This is a genomic window from Campylobacter concisus, from assembly GCF_002913865.1.
In the GTDB taxonomy this organism is placed as follows: domain Bacteria; phylum Campylobacterota; class Campylobacteria; order Campylobacterales; family Campylobacteraceae; genus Campylobacter_A; species Campylobacter_A concisus_AM.
This window is the reverse complement of record NZ_POYX01000123.1, coordinates 15,238-32,941: the sequence shown is the minus strand read 5'-3', so window position 1 is coordinate 32,941 and position 17,704 is coordinate 15,238. Positions and strand designations below refer to the sequence as shown.

The 17,704-nt window shown below is 38.2% G+C and carries 19 protein-coding genes and 1 tRNA gene; 7 read left to right on the top strand and 13 right to left on the bottom strand.

What is annotated here, in order from left to right:
• Positions 1–311 precede the first annotated feature (311 nt).
• The 13 genes from mrdA to CYP77_RS07880 form a co-directional block, all read right to left on the bottom strand.
• Positions 312–2,132: a penicillin-binding protein 2 gene (gene mrdA / locus CYP77_RS07940; protein ID WP_103568004.1), complete on the bottom strand. Its 1,821-nt coding sequence runs from the start codon at positions 2,130–2,132 to the stop codon at positions 312–314.
• Positions 2,129–2,620: a hypothetical protein gene (locus CYP77_RS07935; protein ID WP_103568005.1), complete on the bottom strand. Its 492-nt coding sequence runs from the start codon at positions 2,618–2,620 to the stop codon at positions 2,129–2,131. The genes mrdA and CYP77_RS07935 overlap by 4 nt, the downstream gene beginning before the upstream one ends.
• A 1-nt stretch (position 2,621) precedes the next feature.
• Positions 2,622–3,233, bottom strand: coding sequence for a ribosome biogenesis GTP-binding protein YihA/YsxC (gene yihA / locus CYP77_RS07930; protein WP_103568006.1), 612 nt, complete (start codon positions 3,231–3,233; stop codon positions 2,622–2,624).
• Positions 3,230–3,706 carry a lipopolysaccharide transport periplasmic protein LptA gene (gene lptA / locus CYP77_RS07925; RefSeq protein ID WP_103568007.1) on the bottom strand — a complete coding sequence of 159 codons (477 nt, stop codon included), beginning with the start codon at positions 3,704–3,706 and terminating at the stop codon, positions 3,230–3,232. The genes yihA and lptA overlap by 4 nt, the downstream gene beginning before the upstream one ends.
• Positions 3,679–4,206, bottom strand: a complete 528-nt coding sequence (lptC, locus tag CYP77_RS07920; protein ID WP_021086384.1) for an LPS export ABC transporter periplasmic protein LptC — start codon at positions 4,204–4,206, stop codon at positions 3,679–3,681. Before lptC ends, lptA begins: the two co-directional genes overlap by 28 nt.
• Entirely contained in the window at positions 4,197–4,685 is a 489-nt protein-coding gene (locus tag CYP77_RS07915; RefSeq protein WP_004317467.1) for a KdsC family phosphatase, read from the bottom strand. The genes lptC and CYP77_RS07915 overlap by 10 nt, the downstream gene beginning before the upstream one ends.
• Positions 4,682–5,257, bottom strand: a complete 576-nt coding sequence (hisB, locus tag CYP77_RS07910; RefSeq protein WP_181001477.1) for an imidazoleglycerol-phosphate dehydratase HisB — start codon at positions 5,255–5,257, stop codon at positions 4,682–4,684. Before hisB ends, CYP77_RS07915 begins: the two co-directional genes overlap by 4 nt.
• A 15-nt stretch (positions 5,258–5,272) precedes the next feature.
• Complete coding sequence (locus tag CYP77_RS07905) at positions 5,273–6,133, bottom strand: septal ring lytic transglycosylase RlpA family protein (RefSeq protein ID WP_009294185.1); 861 nt, start codon at positions 6,131–6,133, stop codon at positions 5,273–5,275.
• Positions 6,120–7,331, bottom strand: coding sequence for a lytic transglycosylase domain-containing protein (locus CYP77_RS07900; RefSeq protein ID WP_103568009.1), 1,212 nt, complete (start codon positions 7,329–7,331; stop codon positions 6,120–6,122). Before CYP77_RS07900 ends, CYP77_RS07905 begins: the two co-directional genes overlap by 14 nt.
• Positions 7,332–7,396: 65 nt before the next feature.
• Positions 7,397–8,182, bottom strand: a complete 786-nt coding sequence (locus CYP77_RS07895) for a TatD family hydrolase (protein WP_103568010.1) — start codon at positions 8,180–8,182, stop codon at positions 7,397–7,399.
• Positions 8,179–9,435, bottom strand: coding sequence for a diguanylate cyclase (locus tag CYP77_RS07890; protein WP_103568011.1), 1,257 nt, complete (start codon positions 9,433–9,435; stop codon positions 8,179–8,181). The genes CYP77_RS07895 and CYP77_RS07890 overlap by 4 nt, the downstream gene beginning before the upstream one ends.
• Before the next feature lie 88 nt (positions 9,436–9,523).
• Entirely contained in the window at positions 9,524–11,044 is a 1,521-nt protein-coding gene (locus tag CYP77_RS07885; RefSeq protein ID WP_181001476.1) for an AAA family ATPase, read from the bottom strand.
• A complete protein-coding gene (locus CYP77_RS07880; RefSeq protein WP_103568045.1) occupies positions 11,037–11,912 on the bottom strand; it encodes an NAD(+) kinase in 876 nt (291 codons plus the stop codon). The genes CYP77_RS07885 and CYP77_RS07880 overlap by 8 nt, the downstream gene beginning before the upstream one ends.
• A 92-nt stretch (positions 11,913–12,004) precedes the next feature.
• On the opposite strand from CYP77_RS07880, the gene aspS reads away from it, so the two are divergent.
• The 7 genes from aspS to CYP77_RS07850 all read left to right on the top strand — a co-directional run bounded on the left by aspS (position 12,005) and on the right by CYP77_RS07850 (position 17,267).
• Entirely contained in the window at positions 12,005–13,762 is a 1,758-nt protein-coding gene (aspS, locus tag CYP77_RS07875; protein ID WP_009294191.1) for an aspartate--tRNA ligase, read from the top strand.
• 254 nt (positions 13,763–14,016) lie between these two features.
• Positions 14,017–14,586 carry an adenylate kinase gene (locus tag CYP77_RS07870; RefSeq protein ID WP_103568012.1) on the top strand — a complete coding sequence of 190 codons (570 nt, stop codon included), beginning with the start codon at positions 14,017–14,019 and terminating at the stop codon, positions 14,584–14,586.
• Positions 14,587–14,691: 105 nt separating this feature from the next.
• The gene (locus CYP77_RS10285) at positions 14,692–14,829 is read left to right on the top strand and encodes a hypothetical protein (RefSeq protein WP_343219202.1); all 138 of its coding nucleotides are present in this window, start codon (positions 14,692–14,694) and stop codon (positions 14,827–14,829) included.
• 6 nt (positions 14,830–14,835) lie between these two features.
• Positions 14,836–15,030, top strand: a complete 195-nt coding sequence (locus CYP77_RS10280; RefSeq protein ID WP_315969880.1) for a NirD/YgiW/YdeI family stress tolerance protein — start codon at positions 14,836–14,838, stop codon at positions 15,028–15,030.
• 70 nt (positions 15,031–15,100) lie between these two features.
• Positions 15,101–15,619, top strand: coding sequence for an inorganic diphosphatase (gene ppa, locus CYP77_RS07860; RefSeq protein ID WP_087580967.1), 519 nt, complete (start codon positions 15,101–15,103; stop codon positions 15,617–15,619).
• A gap of 124 nt (positions 15,620–15,743) precedes the next feature.
• Positions 15,744–15,820 (top strand) — tRNA-Ile (locus CYP77_RS07855).
• Positions 15,821–16,013: 193 nt separating this feature from the next.
• A complete protein-coding gene (locus tag CYP77_RS07850) occupies positions 16,014–17,267 on the top strand; it encodes a tyrosine-type recombinase/integrase (RefSeq protein ID WP_103568013.1) in 1,254 nt (417 codons plus the stop codon).
• The last annotated feature ends 437 nt before the right edge of the window (positions 17,268–17,704 follow it).

Here is a 17,704-nt window from a genome sequence, read left to right as displayed (position 1 = left end):
GTTTTAAAATTTGAACCAAGCTGCAAGCGAAGCCAAATTTTAGTAGTCAATTCTTAGGGGTGAATGGAATTTTAAAATTTGCAATAATAAAAATTTTATATTATTTTCACAGAAAAAACTTTGAATTCTAAAATTTTTATTAAAAAGGGAGACAAGAGAGAGCTTAAATTGCATTCTGTTTGTAGCTTGCAAAGCAAAATCCAAAAAAGAATATACTCAAAAACTTACTCGTAAATTTAGAGTTTATTTGGCTCTAAAATTTTACATATATTCTTAAAAATTTTAGAGCTCACCTCTACTTGCTAAAATGTCTATTTTTTATCTTTCTCAGTCTGGACTTTATCTAGCTTTATATATCTCATTTCAACTAGCTTGTTATAAATTTGAGAGATTTTTGGTCCAGCAGCGCTACCACCGTGACCACCGTGTTCGACAACCATTGTGATGACGTATTGTGGATCCTCAAAAGGCGCATAGGTCGTCATCCACGCGTGAGATCTTTGCAGATACGCCATATCTTCTTCTTTCATACGCTTCTTTTCAGTTTGCGAGATACCAACGACCTGGGCTGTTCCAGTCTTTGCCGCAACCTTTACAAGACTTCCCACAAAGTGCCTATTTGCCGTGCCTCTTGGGTGATTTGCAACCTCATACATCGCATGTCTAATGGCAGGTAGCTGCGACTTCTCAAACGGCGTAAAAGCATCATCTGTTGGCGTAAAATCAACATCCTTGCCATCGATGCTCTTTAAAAAATGTGGCGTCACATTTAACCCAGTTGCAAGGCCAGCTGTGTATTTAGCCACCTGCATAGGCGTGACTAGAAAATTTCCCTGTCCTATAGAGGTGATGAGCGTCTCACCTTGAAACCACGCCTTGCCATACTTCCTCATCTTCCACTCCCTACTTGGCAAGGTCCCCACAAATTCATTTGGCAAATCAACCTCCGTTTTCCTACCAAAGCCCATGCGCTCAAGTATCGGCACAATGGCATCTATGCCTATCTTTTGGCTACCCTTGTAAAAATAGTCATCACAGCTCTCTCTAATGGCCGTGTTCATATTGACCGTGCCGTGACCATGCGAGTTCCAGCAGCGAAATTTACGCCCTCCAAGCTCATACGAGCCACTACAAAAAAAGCTATCATATTTGCTCATGCCATTATCCAAAAAGGCAAGCGCCATACCCATTTTTACGACAGATCCTGGCGGGTAAAGGCCATTTATCAGCTTATTTGTAAATGGGTGATCGACGTTTTTTACAAGCTCCTCCCACTCAGCCTGGCTGATACCAAGCACAAATGGGTTTAGATCATACTCTGGAAAGCTTCCAGCAGCGATGATAGCGCCATCTTTTAGGCTCATAACTATGACGCTTCCTGCATCTTTGCCAAAGACATCAGCGACAAACTGCTGCAGTTCAAGATCGACGGCAAGCTTTATGTTTTGGCTTTGTGGCGCTTGATAGCTCACCTGCTCGATCTCCTCATTTAGTGCATTTACCTTGATCTTTTTAAAACCTTGAATTCCTTGTAAGATCGGGTTATAAAAGCGCTCTACGCCGCTTCTACCGATATAGTTTGTTAGCTTTGTTAAAGGGTCATTTTCCATATCTTTTTGGTTTGCTCTGCCGACATAGCCGATGATGTGAGAAGCCAGGTCATTATATGGATAGTGGCGCTTCGAAGCTGGTCTTATCTCTAAATTTTCACGCAGAGAAAGAGGCGCAAAAAATGGCAAAAATTTATCATAATCAACAAATTCGACCACGTTTATGAAGTCTTGGTTATAGGCTGAGTCGTTTTTTATATATTCATTTTTAAGCTTTGTGACGTTTAGATCACCAAATAGCGATCCGATGTAGGCTAACTCATCGTCTAAAATTTTCACCTTTTTGTTTGCGCTAAGGTGTGGCTTTACATAGATAGAAAAACCTAAGCGATTGACCGCCATAGGCTTGTCGTGCGCATCAAAGATGATGCCCCTAACTGGCGGGATATAGATAGTTTTTATCGCATTTTGCTCGGCGATCTCGTTGTAGTAGGTGTTTGAATTTACACTTAGGTGGTAAATCCGCCCCAAAAGCATGATCCAAAAAAGAGCGATCACGCCAAAAACTATACGCATCCTCATAGCACTTTGTCCCTAAAAAGCACGATAGCAAGCACACTTTCAAGCGCTATGAAAAAGAGATACTCTGCGCTAAAAGTCAAATTTGGCTCGTTTAAGACGTAGGCAAAAAGATTATTTACAAGAAAAGTTAGCACATAGCCAGAGGCGACAAAGATTATGAGCAGGCAGTTTCGCCACTTCATCGTCGTATAGAGCCAGTCTAGCACGAAGTTGTAAAATAGCAAAAATGCAATGATCGTTGAAAAGAGATAAAAGCCGTGAATTTGCTCGGCAAAGACCAAGAAAATGAGCGAAAAATACCACGAAAGCTTAAACTCATCATACTGCTTTTGTTTTCTTGAATACTCCAAAATCATATATGTAAAAAAAATGCCAATAAGTGGCGGCAAGAAGCCAAACTGCGTAGTTGCGATCTCGTAAGAGAGCAAAAAAATGGCCCACCAAAAGCCTTTAAAAATTTTAATGTCTAAGCTGCTTATGGTTTGCATTTTACCTACCAAGAGCGTGGTTTATGATAGCTTCCCGTGCCTTGTCGATGCCGCTTTTGCTGAGTGTCGAGACCAAAATGCCGCTTGGGTCAAATTTCATTATCGCACTCTTTTGGCTTTGATTTAGCTTGTCGCTTTTTGTGTATAAATTTAAGATTTTTTGATCAGCTCTTAAAAAGCTTTTTAAGTAAGTATCCACGTTTACGTCGATGTCTAGGTCAAAGTGCCTAGCGTCGATTAGATGTATAAAAAGTCTGATGTCGCTTCTAAATTTCAAAAACTCATCTAAATTTTTACGCCACTCATCGTGTTTTGACTTTGCCACTTTTGCGTAGCCAAAGCCTGGTAGATCGACTAAGATGAGCTTAAATTTCTCTTTTTCGCCCTCTTCTTTTTCCTCACAAAACTCAGCCTCAAAGAAATTTATAAGCTGCGTTTTACCAGGAGTGGACGAGCTTTTGGCTAAATTTTTTTGATTTACAAGTGCGTTTATGAGGCTACTTTTACCCACATTTGACCTGCCCAAAAAGACCACCTCGCTTGTCACAAAGCTTGGAGCCTCTTTTATGCTTGGGCTTGAAGTGATAAATTTAGCGCCAAGAGCTCTTATCACTTACTTTTATCCTCGATCTGAAAGATAAATTTAACCGGCTTTTTCTCGTCACTATTTACACTATATGTGCCATCTTTTTGATTGACTACGATCTTGTCGCCATAGACATTTTTGTCAGTCTCTACCTCGTGCAAATAGCCGTTGCCAGTTACTGTGTATGTTTGCTTTGCAGGCTCGTATGTGAGTGTGTCGCCCTTGCCGTCATAGTGCTTATCTTTCATAAAAATTTTAGCTCTAGCGTTGCCTGTTGCTACGTATTTTACTGGCTGGCGCTTTTTATCAAAATGCACAACGACTTTGTTTGCTTTTAGCTCGTCGTATGAGCCTTTTTTGATATTTACATTGCCTACAAATTCGCTGATCTGCTTATTTTCATCTGCGAAAAAATCATTTGAAGTGATCTCAACTTGCTCTGCATTTAAAAATGTAAAGCCCAAAATCATCGCTAAAATCGCTGCTTTTCTTCTACCCATGCCCTTAACCCTTTTATCTGCGTTTGTTTTTTACCAAGATCATAGCTTCCACTATCACCTAGTGCTTTGTCGCCGTTTCTAGTGATGGTGAAATTTGCCTCTGATCTTACTATTTTTGTCTTTGTGTTATATATAACTTCATCGCTTTTAAATTTCAAACTATCGTTGTTTTCATAGTTTGCATTTTTTTGAAAGATTATCTCATCGTTTTGCGAGATAGCCTTGTCTGAGCTTAGAAAATGTCTTAAATTCCCTCTTAAAATTCTCGCTTTAAAGTCTAAAAATTCATCCCTGTCACTATATCTGTTTAGCTCGTCACTTTCATAAACTCCGCTTATCTTAGTTGAGTTTATCTCGTAATCAACCACGTCATTTACCTGCATATTTGATATCTTGGTATCAACCTTTAGAACGTTTGCTAGGTATGGGTCTTGAGCCGCTAAAAATATCATCACAGCACTAAAAATAGCCACGACGAAGTAGAAAATTTTTACAACCAACGCTTAGACCACTCGTCATATAAATTTTCTGATTTTATGATCATCTCGATCATCTCTCTAACAGCACCATTGCCGCCTTTGTGCTTTAGCTTTGTCTTTACATCAAGCTCTTTAATGGCATCTTTTGGCTTAAAGCTCCATGCAACTGCGTCTAAAATTTTATAGTCATTATAGTCATCGCCGATGGCTGCTGCGTTTTTAAAGCTAAGCCCTTCAAATTTTAGTATCTCGCTTGCTACCTCAAATTTATCGCCAACGCCTTGATAGACGTGATTTATCTTTAGATCCTCAGCTCTTCGCTCAACGATAGCTGACTTTCTGCCAGTGATGATAGCCACTTTCTTACCAAGCTTTAGCCAGCTCTCTATCGCGTAGCCATCTTTTACATCAAAAAATTTAAGCTCTTCGCCATTTGCATTGTAGATGATCTTGCCATCAGTGAGGCACCCATCAACGTCTAAAAAAATAATCTCTATCATAAAACGCCCTTAGTGCTTGGAGTGCCGATCCTTGCATTTTTAGCAAGCGCTCTGCGGAGTGCGACGGCAAATGATTTAAACGTTGCCTCAATGATGTGGTGAGTATTTTTGCCACGAATTTGATTTAGATGAAGGGTGATGGCTGAATTTATAGCAACTGCTCTAAAAAACTCTTCCACAAGCTCAGTGTCAAACTCACCAACTTTGGCATTTTCATTAAAATTTTCATATACAAGGTAGGCTCTGTTACTAATATCTATCGCGCAAAAAACAGCCGCCTCATCCATAACAACGCTCGCCTCGCCAAATCTCTCAACACCGCTTAATGGATACAAAGCTTCTTTTAAAAGCTGTCCCAAAACTATGCCAACATCCTCGACACTGTGGTGAAAATCCACATGCGTGTCGCCCTTGCATGAAATTTCAAGATCAAGCAAAGAGTGCTTGGTAAAAGCTTCAAGCATATGGTCAAAAAAGCCAATACCTGTGCTTATCTTTGCTACCCCAGAGCCGTAAATTTTAAGCTTCACCGAAATTTGCGTCTCTTTTGTGTTTCTAGTTAGTTCTAAAATTTCCTCTCTCACGCCCTAGCCTCTTACTATAAATGCGCCTTGGAATTTACCGCTTCTTGCGTAATCCCTAGCCTCGTCCTCGCTTCTAAAGCCATTTAAAAATACCCTATAAATGGTTGAGCCATCTATCGTAAATGTCTTAACGACTGATCTATAACCATCTATGCTTTTGTGCTCTCTTTGGTATCTGTTTGCGCCTTCAAGGTTTTTAAACGAGCCAATTTGTACCATAAAATCTCCACCCACAACGCGTTGCTCTGATGAGATCACGATGCCGCCAACTGGGGCCGTTGGAGAGACTGGATTTGGCACTTTTATGCCAGTGCTTGTTGGTTTTGTTGGTTGCGCGCTAGCGGTTGTAACAGCGTTAATGTCTTCATTAAAGCCGATAACCTCCATACTAACTGGAGCTGTGCCAGTACCGATGACATCAAGCTTCATCGCAGCTGCTTTTGAAAGATCAAGCACCCTGTCAGCTACAAAAGGTCCTCTATCATTTACACGCACGATAACACTTTTTTGATTTCTTAAATTTGTTACTTTAAGTATTGTATTCATCGGCAAAGTCTTATGCGCCGCAGTCATATTATACATATTATAAACTTCGCCATTTGAGGTCGTTTTGCCGTGAAAATTTGGACCATACCAGCTTGCCGTTCCGCTAGCCTTATCGCCGACACTTACGACGGTTGGGTAGTAGGTTTTGCCATTTATGGTGTATGGTCTCATTGTTGCTTTTTGAACTGAGGCGGAGTTGTTACCTCTTACATTAGTTGGGCCACTTGGAGTAAATGGAGCCCCACTCCAAGAACAGCCAGTGATTAGAAGTGTAAAACTTAGTCCTAAGTAGAAATTTAGGCTCTTACGGTATGACAATATTTGCTCCGACATTTAAATTTGAACTAGCCAAAGAATTTGCATCTTTTAGATCTTTTTCGCTTACATTAAATTTCTTTGATAAAGATGCGATCGTATCGCCTGTTTGAACTACATAGTTGTGAGATTTGTTTTGAGTAGAAAAAGGGATGATTAGTTTTTGATTATAGCTTACTGCATTTGTGCTAAGCTCGTTGTAGTCCTTGATCGCTCTGTGGCTAACGCCTGTTTTTTTAGAGATAGAGAGCAAGGTCTCGCCTTTTTTTACTGTATATGCATAGAAGTTATTTTTGCCATTAAATGGTTTGAAATTATCTGAGAAAAGTTGCTTTTTATTTTCAGGGATATAAACGTAATAATCTTTTAAAGTTGGAGGAGTAAATACAAATTTTAAATGTGGATTATTGCTTTTCATCTTTTTTGTGCTAAGACCGATACTGTCGCCTATCTGAGCTAAATTTGTACCGCCTGGCACTTTTACTTTCGTAAGTCTTAATCCGCCATTTATGTTTAGTAAAGACGACTCTTTAGATATCAAAAAGTCCGCATCTTTTGCAATATATGCCGCTCTTAAAATTTTAATGATAAAATTTCTAGTCTCAGCTGGGAGGTATTTTTTCTCAGCATCAAGAAGTGTTACAAGATCGTCTGTGCCAGCTTTTTGTATAGCTTTTTTTAATGCACCATCGCCGCAGTTATATGCCATTGCCGCCAAGTACCATTTGCCAAATTGATTTTTAAGTGATCTTAGATAATTTGTAGCTGCGACAGTTGATTCGACTGGATCTTTTCTCTCATCGGTGTATTGTCCTACTTTTAGGCCGTGAATTTTTGCTGTTTGCTCCATAAATTGCCACATACCAGTAGCTTTAGCATTTGAGACAGTGTGATTTGAAAAGCCTGACTCTATCATCGCTAGGTAGAAAAATGACTCAGGCACGCCTGATTTTTTGATCTGCTCTTTAATCATTGGTATATACATATAGCCGTTTTTCAAGGCATCTGTAAATGTTCTTACCTGTGAGTTTTGTATGCCTTGTCTCATCTTTGCATAGTGAGAAGTTTTCATAAAGCTAGCATCGATGTCTAGCTCTTTTAAAATTTTAACCTGAGTGTCATAAGAGCTCTTCTCAGGGGCGTTTGCTAGTAGCAAGGTGCTACATGCAAATAATAAAAATATCTTAAGCATTGCTTTCATTTCTATCCTTTTTCGTGTCAAAGCTTAATGATGCTAGCATCTTAAGCAAGCACAATGCCCAAAATTTAGGCAAAGCACTTAAATAACCTTTTGGCATTATTTGAAGTCGTTTTGCAAACTACTTCAAATTCAAGGTTTAAAATTTCAGCTATCTTTTTAGCAACAAATGTCGTAAACGCCGGCTCATTTCTCTTGCCACGATTTGGTTCTGGCGTAAGATATGGAGCGTCAGTCTCTATCAATACCCTATCAAAAGGAATTTTTGGCAGAATTTCAACTAAATTCTTAGCGTTTTTAAATGTCAAAACGCCACCTATGCCAAAGTAAAAATTCCCAAATTTACAAAGCTCTAAAAGAAGTGGCGAAGCATTATAACAATGCAAAACCGCTCCAGCTTCAAGCTTTGGCGCATACTCTTTTAAAATGTTAAAAGAGTCCTCATTAGCCTCTCTGATGTGGAGGATAACGGGTTTTTTTAACTCAACAGCCAAATCAAGTTGAGCTAGAAAAACACGTTTTTGATCAACTTTCTCTCTTAGCTTTTCGTCTTCATCTTTTGGCAAGCGGTAGTAGTCAAGCCCACATTCACCGATAGCTACGCACTTTTTATCTTTGGCAAATTCTCTTAAAGTTTCAATATCAAAATTCTCTTTATCATATGGATGAACTCCAACGGCAAAGAAAATGTCATTTTTTTCGTGCGCTATTTTAGCCGCTTTTGGTAAATCATTAATATCAGCTCCAGGGATAATAAAGCCTTTTAGCCCTAAATTTCTGGCTTCAGATAAAATTTGCTCTAGGTCAAAATCATAAACTTTACTATCCAAATGACAATGCGTATCTATAATCATAAAGCTATTTCTACCCTATTTCTACCATTTTCTTTTGCGACATAAAGCGCTGAGTCGCAAGCTTCGAGCATATCATCTATCTCGCAGTGACCTTTTCCAAAAGATATACCGATAGAGACAGTCACTCTTACGATCTTATCTTTTATAATTACCTCATTTTCAGCCACTTTTGCTCTTAAATTTACAAAAAATTTAATCGCCTCTTCTTTTGCTATCTTTTTAAGAACGACACAAAACTCCTCGCCACCAAACCTAGCGACCACATCTCTTCCTTTTGTGTTGTCAGTTAGTATCTTTGCGAGTGATTTTAGTATCTTGTCGCCACCATCATGTCCGTATGTGTCATTTATCTTTTTAAAGTGATCTATATCAAGCATAGCAAATGCATAAGGCTCATCAAGCTCTTCAGCTGCTTGGACATACTCTTCTATATCTTGATAGAAAAATCTTCTATTGTAAGCGCCAGTTAAAAAGTCGCGGTTGGCAAAATTTGCTATCTTATTTATATTCTCCATCGCCTCAATGGTGTTATTTACACGGCAAATGAGCTCTTCTTTTGAAAATGGCTTTGCTATAAAGTCGCTAGCCCCATTTTTTAAAAATATCGAAGCATCAGTCTTTTCGCTAGGCGAGGTCATCACGATCACGCCAAGGTGGTTTTTGTCTTTCTCTTTTCTCACCTCTTTTAAGACTTCTAAACCATCTTTAACAGGCATTCTATAGTCAGTTATGATTAAATTTATATCAGGGTTATCAGCAAAATAGCTCATCGCCTCTTCCCCGTGAGCTGCTGCTAAAACCTTAAACTGAAGGCTAGTTAAGATTTTTTTTATCATATTTCTAAAAGGCAGTGAATCCTCAACGACTAGAACTTTGTATTGTCTATTTTTGCTTAGTCTGTTTATCATTTGAAAGATGTAGTTGATATCATCCATGTTGCCCTTATAGACGTAATCAACTATATCTTTGTTTATAAAAAATTCTTTCGTCTTATCATCGATACTACCAGTTAAAACGATAGCACAGAGCCCTTGAGCAAGGACATAATCAACGATCTCGCCATTTGGTGCGTCAGGTAAATTTAGATCCAAGATAGTCATAAAATAATCTTTGCCGTGCTCGCTAATTAGCATCTGGGCTTCGGCAAAATCATAAGCAACGTCGATCGCCATATCCTCAATGCTCTTTTCCATCTGCATGACGATTAGCTTCGCAAGTGCCTTATTATCATCAACTACTAGAATTCTTTCCATATTATTCCTGCGATTTTTTATTAAATTAGCTCGGATTTTAACAAATAAACCTAATCACAAAGCTTAAATTTAAAACTTAAATTTCAAGCTATTTTAAAAGTCCTTTTGCAAAATTTATCGCCTCTTCGCTGATATGCTCGCCACTTATCATACGTGCAAGCTCATTTACTCGCTCATCTTTATCAAGCTCTCTTACGACTGAGCTCTCGCCGTCGCGCTCTACTAAAAAGTGCGAATTTGCCTTTGAGCTAAGCTGTGGCTGGTGCGAAATGGCAAAAATTTGATAGAAATTTGCAAGTTTAAGCAAGACATTTGCGATACTCATCGCCTCTTTTCCACTTAAATTTGCATCTATTTCGTCTAAAATGATGACGTCGCCACCTGTTTTTGTGATCTCACTAGAGGCAGCTATGAAGGCCAGCCTTAAGCGGTTTAGCTCGCCTGAGCTTAAATTTTTAAGCGAGGTCTCGTTTAAATTTAAACAAATTTCATCAGCGCCTAAAATATCAAGCTTTTTGCCCTCGATCTTTAGCGTGATATCTGGCATATAAAGCTCTTTTAGGTATAAATTTATCATCGCCTCAAGCTCTTTTAAATTTGCGCCCCTTGCCCTACTTAAAGTGCTGGCTAGCTCATTTGCCTTTTTGCTTAAAATTTCAAATTTCTTCTCAAGCTCGCTCTTTTCAAAGCTTAAATTTTCATATCTGGCAAGCTCTTTTTCCTTTTTAGCAAGCGCTTCTAACGCCTCCTCCTCGCTGCCATAGCGCCTAATGATGGCATTAAGAGCTTCTATCCTATCAAGCACGCTCTCCACATCGATATCGTCAAGCTCCTCCATATTTAGGCTATCGCGCGCGACCCTTAGCTCGTTCATCGCATCTTCAAAAAAGCCACTATCAAGGTCACTGATGCTTAGCGCCTCATTTACGCTGTGCTCTAGCTCAAATATCCGCTCAGCTCTAGCCCACGCCTCATTTATCTTATCTTTTTTGCTAAGCCTTTTTTTAGTCTCCATAAGCTCTTCAAACTCGCCTTTTTTAGGCCCAACACTTCTTATCTTCTCGATCTCAAAGCTAGCAAGCTCCTTTAACTCCTCGACCTTTTTCTCTTCCTCTTTTATAGTCGCTAGCTCTTTTGAAATTTTAGAAAATTCCAAAAACACCTCTTCAAATTCCTGCTTTATCTCTTTAAATTTCTCATTTTTTGAAATTTCAAGCCTATCAAGCAAATTTAGAAATTTCTCATTTTCAAATTCATTTGCCTCTTTTGCCGAGAGATATTTGATGTGCTCGCGCGCCACTTGGGCTAAATTTTTCTTTGAGATGGCTTGTTGGTTTATAAAATACCTCGTGCTCTTATCTTTTAAAAGCTTGAAAATATTGACCTCTTCGTTTTCTATGCCAAACTCATCAAGCTCAAATTTATGCTCCACGTCAGCTTCTATTAGCCTTGCTTCGCTATCTTTTAGCCCAAAAACAGCCATTATAGCGCTCATTAGCACCGACTTACCAGCGCCACTAACGCCCGTAAATACGCTAAGACCCTCTTTGAAATTTAGCTCGACATTTTTAAAATTTAGATAATCCTTAATCAAAATTCGATCAATCATTATAACCCCAGTGAAGTTTCTCTTTTAAAATTTGAAAATAATCCCTGCCGATATGGCGTATCAGCCTGGCTTTTTTGTCGCTCAGGCTCATGCTAACGGCTGAAATTTTACTCATATCAAAGCGGTCTTGACCGTCTATTACTAAAATGGCGTCGCTTTTTGTTCTAAATTTGACCGTGTGATTTTTCGTAAGCACGACTGGACGCTGCGTGAGCGAGTGCGAGCAGATGGGAGTTATCGCAAAGACCTCGCTTAGCGGATAGATGATAGGGCCATTTGCGCTCATATTATATGCCGTTGTGCCAGCAGGTGTCGCCACTATGACGCCGTCTCCAAAATATGAGTTAAAATACTTTTCATTTAAAAGTGCCTCGATATGCGTCATCGAGCCGCCATTTTTACTAACGATGACTGCGTCGTTAAATGCTATCTTTTGATCACATTTGCCATCATTTTTATGAAGCGTAACATCAAGCATAAAAGGCGTTTCCACCTCAAATTTATCATCAAAAAAGTCTTTAAAAAACTTCTCACTCTCATTTATCGTGATATCTGTCAAAAAGCCGAGCCTACCAGCGTGTATGCCAAGGATGAGTGGCGAGATGTGAGCTAGCTTTCTGCAAGTTGAGATGATCGTGCCATCGCCGCCAAGCGTGATAAGAAATTCGCACTCTTTGGCTAGTTTTATCAGCTCAAAGCCACTTTTTTCCACCTGTTTTGCACAGTTTTTTTCAAGCAAAATTTCAGCGTTATACTTTTTTAAAATTTTTTCTAGCTTTGCTAAATCCTGCTTAAATAATGGGTAATCTTTCGCGATAAGTCCCACTTTTTTGGCGTTTGTGGTATTAAATTTTTGTTCATTTTTCATAGAAATGATTGTAACATATTTTATTTTAACAAAGCTTTTCAAAAGAAAAAAGCGATTATAATTGCCTAAAAAACATTGCAAAGGAGCATTTTATGCGAAGTCATTATTGCACCGATCTTAGCAAAGCTGATATCGGCAAAGAAGTAATACTTTGTGGCTGGGCAAACACATATAGAGACCACGGCGGCGTTGTTTTCATCGACTTAAGAGACGTTAGCGGGCTTATACAACTAGTTTGTGACCCTGCTGACAGCAAAGAAGCACACGACGTGGCTGCAAAAGTAAGAGATGAATATGTCTTAAAAGCAAAAGGAAAAGTAAGAGCTAGGGGAGAAGGACTAACCAATCCAAAGCTAAAAACTGGCGAGATAGAGGTGATAGTAAGCGAGCTTATCATCGAAAATCCAAGCGAGCCACTACCATTTATGATAGGTGATGAGAGCGTAAATGAGGACATCAGGCTAAAATACCGCTTTTTAGACCTTAGAAGCGAGCGTTTGCAAAATATCTTTAAAATGCGTTCTCGCGCGGCGATCGCAGCTAGAAACAGCCTAGATAAAATGGGCTTTATCGAGTTTGAAACTCCAGTTTTAACACGCGCAACTCCAGAAGGTGCGAGAGACTACTTAGTACCAAGCCGCGTATATCCAGGCCAATTTTACGCACTCCCACAAAGCCCACAGCTATTTAAGCAACTTTTGATGTGTTCTGGCTTTGATAAGTATTTTCAGATAGCAAAATGCTTCCGCGATGAGGATCTAAGGGCTGATCGCCAACCAGAATTTACTCAAATAGATATCGAAATGAGCTTTGTCGAGCAAGAAGATATCATAAATATGGCTGAGACGATGCTAAAAGATATCTTTAAAGCCTGCGGATACGACATCAAAACGCCATTTAGACGCATGAGCTACAAAGAGGCGACTGAAACTTACGGCTCAGACAAGCCTGATCTTAGATATGATCTAAAAATGATCGATGTGATCGATATTTTCGAGCGCTCAAGCAATGAAATTTTTAGCTCTATCGCAAAAGATAAGAAGAAAAACCGCATAAAAGCGCTAAAAGTACCAAATGGTGACAATATCTTTAGCAAGCGCGAGATGAATAGATTTGAGGAATTCGTCCGTAAATTTGGCGCACAAGGTCTTGGCTACTTCCAGATGAAAGAAGATGGCTTAAAAGGCCCACTTTGTAAATTTTTCGAGCAAAGCGATCTTGACGAGATCGTCTCAAGATGCGAGCTAAAAGTTGGTGACGTAGTATTCTTTGGCGCTGGCAAGAAAAAGATCGTACTTGATTATATGGGACGATTTAGAATTTTCCTAGCAGAACAAATGGGCATCATCGATCAAGACAGACTTGAGTTCTTATGGGTACTTGACTTCCCAATGTTTGAGCAAAATGACGATGGCAGCTACTCTGCGATGCACCATCCATTTACTATGCCAAAAAATATAGATGAGCCTGATCTTGAAGATATCCTCTCTATCGCTCACGACGTCGTACTAAACGGCTTTGAGCTTGGCGGCGGAAGTATAAGAATTCATAAAAATGACATTCAACAAAAGGTCTTTAAGCTTCTTGGCATAGATGAAGCCGAGCAGCGTGAGAAATTTGGCTTCTTGCTTGATGCCTTGACATTTGGTGCGCCTCCACATGGCGGTATTGCGATTGGCTTTGATAGGCTAAATATGCTTGTAAATAAAGCAAGCTCGATCCGTGATGTCATAGCCTTCCCTAAAACACAGCGCGCTCAGTGCCCACTCACAAAGGCGCCAAGCTACGCTAGCAACGAACAGCTTAGGGAGCTAGGACTAAGGATAAGAGAAAAAGAGCAAAAGGCTTAAAATTTGCCTTTAAAAAGAGATGGAATTTTGTCTTTAAATATTTTTCTTAGACAAAATTCCATCCTAAATTTAAATTTATAAAAAGATGCCTCCAACTTGGCGGCTAATTAAATTAAAACTTGCCTAAGTAGTTTGAGATGATTTTTGTGGTTGCGACGTAAAATTTTGCGCAGATAGAACACTTAGTTCATCAAGCTAAATTTTACTAGCTCCGCAAAAAGCGCTCAAAAGACAAAGGCAATAAAAGGGAAAAAATGAAAAATTTATTTTTAATCATCGGCGCTCCAGGCAGCGGCAAAACAACAGACGCATCGATCATCGCACAGCATGATGAGAAATTTGCACACTTTTCAACTGGCGATCTTTTAAGAGCTGAAGTCGCAAGTGGTAGCGAGCTTGGCAAACTGATAGACGGCTTTATCTCAAAAGGAAATTTAGTCCCACTTGACGTTGTCGTAAATGCGATCGTCTCAGCTATCAAAAGCTCAAGCAAATCAAACATCATAATCGACGGCTACCCAAGAAGCATTGAGCAAATGACTGAGCTTGACAAAGTCTTAAGCGAGCAAGATGAAATTTCTTTAAAAGGCGTCATCGAAGTGGATGTTAGCGAAGATGTGGCAAGAGCTAGAGTGCTTGGCCGTGCAAGAGGCGCTGATGATAACAACGAAGTCTTTAACAACCGCATGAAAGTATATCTTGATCCGATCAAGCCTATCCGCAAGTTTTACAGCGAAAAAGAGCTACTTCACGTAGTAAATGGCGAACGCGGCATCGACGAGATCGTAGCTGACATCAAAAATTTACTAGCTAAACTTATATAACTCACAGACCTTGCATCAAAAGGTGCAAGGTTTTAAAACTTACCATTTATTAACACCAAAAATGTAATATCCTTTAAATTTAACAACCAACCAAAAAGGATAAAAATGAAAAAATTCATCATCGCTTCACTAGCTGCTAGCATCGCAATAGCTGGAGGCTTTGTCTCAAAACACTCAAGCGAAAATTCTATAAGCGTAAAAGAGGCTTTAAAACTAAATGACGACGCCAAAGTCGTACTTTAGGGCAAGATAAAGTCACACATCAAATCAGACAAATATGAATTTGTTGATAAAAATGGCGACATTATCGTAGTTGAGATAGGCGACAAAAAATGGGGCAATGTAACAGCCAACGAAGATACGCTTTTAAGAATAAGAGGCGAGGTTGATAAAGACTTCACAAAAACGAAGATCGACGTAGATAGCGTAGAGGTTATAAAGTAGTTAAATTTTACGCATATTTAATGCAAAAAATACTAAAATCACCAAAATTTCTAATAAAAAGGACGAATATATGGACGTTTCAAAGATCAAATTTGGCTCAAACCCAGACAAAATCAATGCCGTAATCGAAATACCTTATGGCTCAAATATCAAATACGAGATCGACAAAGATAGCGGTGCAGTCGTAGTTGATCGCGTGCTTTACTCAGCGATGTTCTACCCAGCAAACTACGGCTTTGTGCCAAACACACTTGCAGCTGACGGCGATCCAGCTGATATTTTAGTGCTAAACGAGTATCCTCTTCAAGCTGGTAGCGTCATCCCTTGCCGCTTGATAGGCGTTTTGGTGATGGAGGATGAAGCAGGCATGGATGAGAAGCTTTTGGCTGTGCCAGTTACAAAGATCGATCCAAGATATGAAGCGATAAAAAGCTACGAAGACTTGCCAACTGCGACACTAAATAAGATCAAAAATTTCTTTGAAACTTATAAAATTCTTGAGCCAAACAAATGGGTTAAAGTGAAAGAATTTAAAGATGCAAACACTGCAAAAGAGATTTTAGACGCTGCAATAAAAAATTATAAATAATTTATAAGCCCTATTTTAGGGCTTTTCTTTTTAAATTTGTTCGTTTTTATACACCATATTAAAAAGGCTATTTTTTATATTTAGATAAGCTTTTTCTTGTATAATACGATTTTCTTTCAACTGTGGGTTCATAGCTCAGTTGGTTAGAGCATCCGGCTCATAACCGGATGGTCCCAGGTTCTAGTCCTGGTGAACCCACCATTTTATGTTTTTTATAATTCTTTTTACTTCTTTTTAATTCTTTTTATTTCTTTATAATTCCGATTTCATGGGCTAAAAGTAGCTATCTAATTCTTTTTACTTCTTTTTTATATACAATTACTTCCAGATAATTCTAGTTACATATAAGGTAATTCTTACTGCATAAAGGTAACTTTTAAAAAAGGAGTAAAAGATGCCAAGAGTTTCTACCGCAAATTTGTTTGATAAAGATATAAGGGCAATGTTGCCAGCCAATAAAGTATATAAAAAGGCTGTGGGCAACCCAAAAGAACTTTATATAAAAGTGTATCCAAGTGGTATGAAAACATTTTTTATACAATATAAAAACACTACACATTTTAAATTGAAAGAGTTTAGGGAGGGAATTTACTCAGTTGCTGAGGCAAGAAGAGATGCGATAGAAATTATAAGAAAATTTGAAAGTGGTTTTGTAAGATCCAAAGATAAATATCGAATTTCAGAGCTATTTGATAGATATATTGACAAAAAAGAGAAAATAGACCTGCTAGACAAGGTTTATATAGATAAAATTAAATCTAGGATAAAAAAATACATCTTGCCTAAATTTGGTAATGTTGATATTAAAGATATAAATTTTAATGATCTAAAAACCATATTAACACCATTATTTAATCCATATAATCCAAAGAAATCAAGACTTGAGACTATACACAGAATTATAAATACGCTAAATTCGCTATATGAAAATGCCATTAAAGATAGATATATAGATTATAACCCTTGCAAGGCTTTACACGATGAATTTCCAACTTCCAACAGCTTTAGCCTTAGAAATGGCATCGACACAAGATACCCAGCTATTACAGATGAAAATGAGTTAAAGGAGTTTTTGACTGATTTACGAAATGACAGCAAATTAGATCTACAAGTCAAAAGAGCCGTAATGCTCCAAATTTTATGCGTTAATCGTCCCATTAACACCGTAAGTGCTGAATGGAAAGATATAGATCTTAAAAAAGGAATTTGGACTATTCCGCCTATCCAAATGAAAATGAGGCATGCACACCAAATAACACTCTCAAAGCAAGCTTTATCAGTTTTACTAGAGCAAAAACAATATACACCATTAGAAAGTAATTTTGTATTTCCGTCTCTTACAAAAACAGGTCATATTAACAGAGATAGCATTAGTAATGCCATAAGAAATATAGGTGGCAGAGAAAAATATAATTCTAAAGCTTCTGCTCATGGTTTTAGAGCCACGTTTAAAACAATTTGCTCTTTACATCTTACGGATCTGACACAATTGGGCATAAGCGAAAAAACAATAGAAAATGCTCTAGCGCACACAGAAAGCAATGCAGTTAAATATGCCTACGAAAGACAGACAGCAACTATTGATCAAAATAGAATTTTAATGCAATGGTATGCAGATTACCTAAACAATCTAGTTCAATTTGTTTAAAAGTTAATATCTTAAAGTCATACGATATAAAGCATCAGTAAAAGGTTCGGTTTTTTAAAAATTTATATCGTTTTTTTAATGCTATTTCTTCGGTTTTTTACTGGTTTTTTAACTTAAAAAAGTCTATTTTTAGGTGCTTAGAGAGCATTTAAGCAAAAAATATATTACTAAAAGATAAAAAATACTTTGAAATATCGTCTTGATGGGTTTTTTATCGGTTTTTTAATGCTTTGCAAATCATAAAATCAAAATTTCAAAAAAATTAGCTATGCTCTAGGATGAATTGTAGGCTACTTATAAAAAATTGATTAGAGTTTTCATATTTTTATATCATTTTCTGCAAAAATATGTTACACTTGCGTGTCAATATTTAAAAGGAGACATAAAATGACAAACAACATTTCCGCTCTAATCGTCGAGAGAGAGAGAGAGAGAGA

What these genes read in the sequence shown, in the direction of transcription:
- CYP77_RS07915 (WP_004317467.1), bottom strand. Translation starts at nt 4,685, where the DNA reads ATGATAGAGATTATTTTTTTAGACGTTGATGGGTGCCTCACTGATGGC.
- CYP77_RS07850 (WP_103568013.1), top strand. Translation starts at nt 16,014, where the DNA reads ATGCCAAGAGTTTCTACCGCAAATTTGTTTGATAAAGATATAAGGGCA.
- mrdA (WP_103568004.1), bottom strand. Translation starts at nt 2,132, where the DNA reads ATGAGGATGCGTATAGTTTTTGGCGTGATCGCTCTTTTTTGGATCATG.
- CYP77_RS07900 (WP_103568009.1), bottom strand. Translation starts at nt 7,331, where the DNA reads ATGAAAGCAATGCTTAAGATATTTTTATTATTTGCATGTAGCACCTTG.
- CYP77_RS07870 (WP_103568012.1), top strand. Translation starts at nt 14,017, where the DNA reads ATGAAAAATTTATTTTTAATCATCGGCGCTCCAGGCAGCGGCAAAACA.
- aspS (WP_009294191.1), top strand. Translation starts at nt 12,005, where the DNA reads ATGCGAAGTCATTATTGCACCGATCTTAGCAAAGCTGATATCGGCAAA.
- CYP77_RS07880 (WP_103568045.1), bottom strand. Translation starts at nt 11,912, where the DNA reads ATGAAAAATGAACAAAAATTTAATACCACAAACGCCAAAAAAGTGGGA.
- CYP77_RS07890 (WP_103568011.1), bottom strand. Translation starts at nt 9,435, where the DNA reads ATGGAAAGAATTCTAGTAGTTGATGATAATAAGGCACTTGCGAAGCTA.
- ppa (WP_087580967.1), top strand. Translation starts at nt 15,101, where the DNA reads ATGGACGTTTCAAAGATCAAATTTGGCTCAAACCCAGACAAAATCAAT.
- lptA (WP_103568007.1), bottom strand. Translation starts at nt 3,706, where the DNA reads ATGGGTAGAAGAAAAGCAGCGATTTTAGCGATGATTTTGGGCTTTACA.
- CYP77_RS07935 (WP_103568005.1), bottom strand. Translation starts at nt 2,620, where the DNA reads ATGCAAACCATAAGCAGCTTAGACATTAAAATTTTTAAAGGCTTTTGG.
- CYP77_RS07885 (WP_181001476.1), bottom strand. Translation starts at nt 11,044, where the DNA reads ATGATTGATCGAATTTTGATTAAGGATTATCTAAATTTTAAAAATGTC.
- CYP77_RS10285 (WP_343219202.1), top strand. Translation starts at nt 14,692, where the DNA reads ATGAAAAAATTCATCATCGCTTCACTAGCTGCTAGCATCGCAATAGCT.
- CYP77_RS07895 (WP_103568010.1), bottom strand. Translation starts at nt 8,182, where the DNA reads ATGATTATAGATACGCATTGTCATTTGGATAGTAAAGTTTATGATTTT.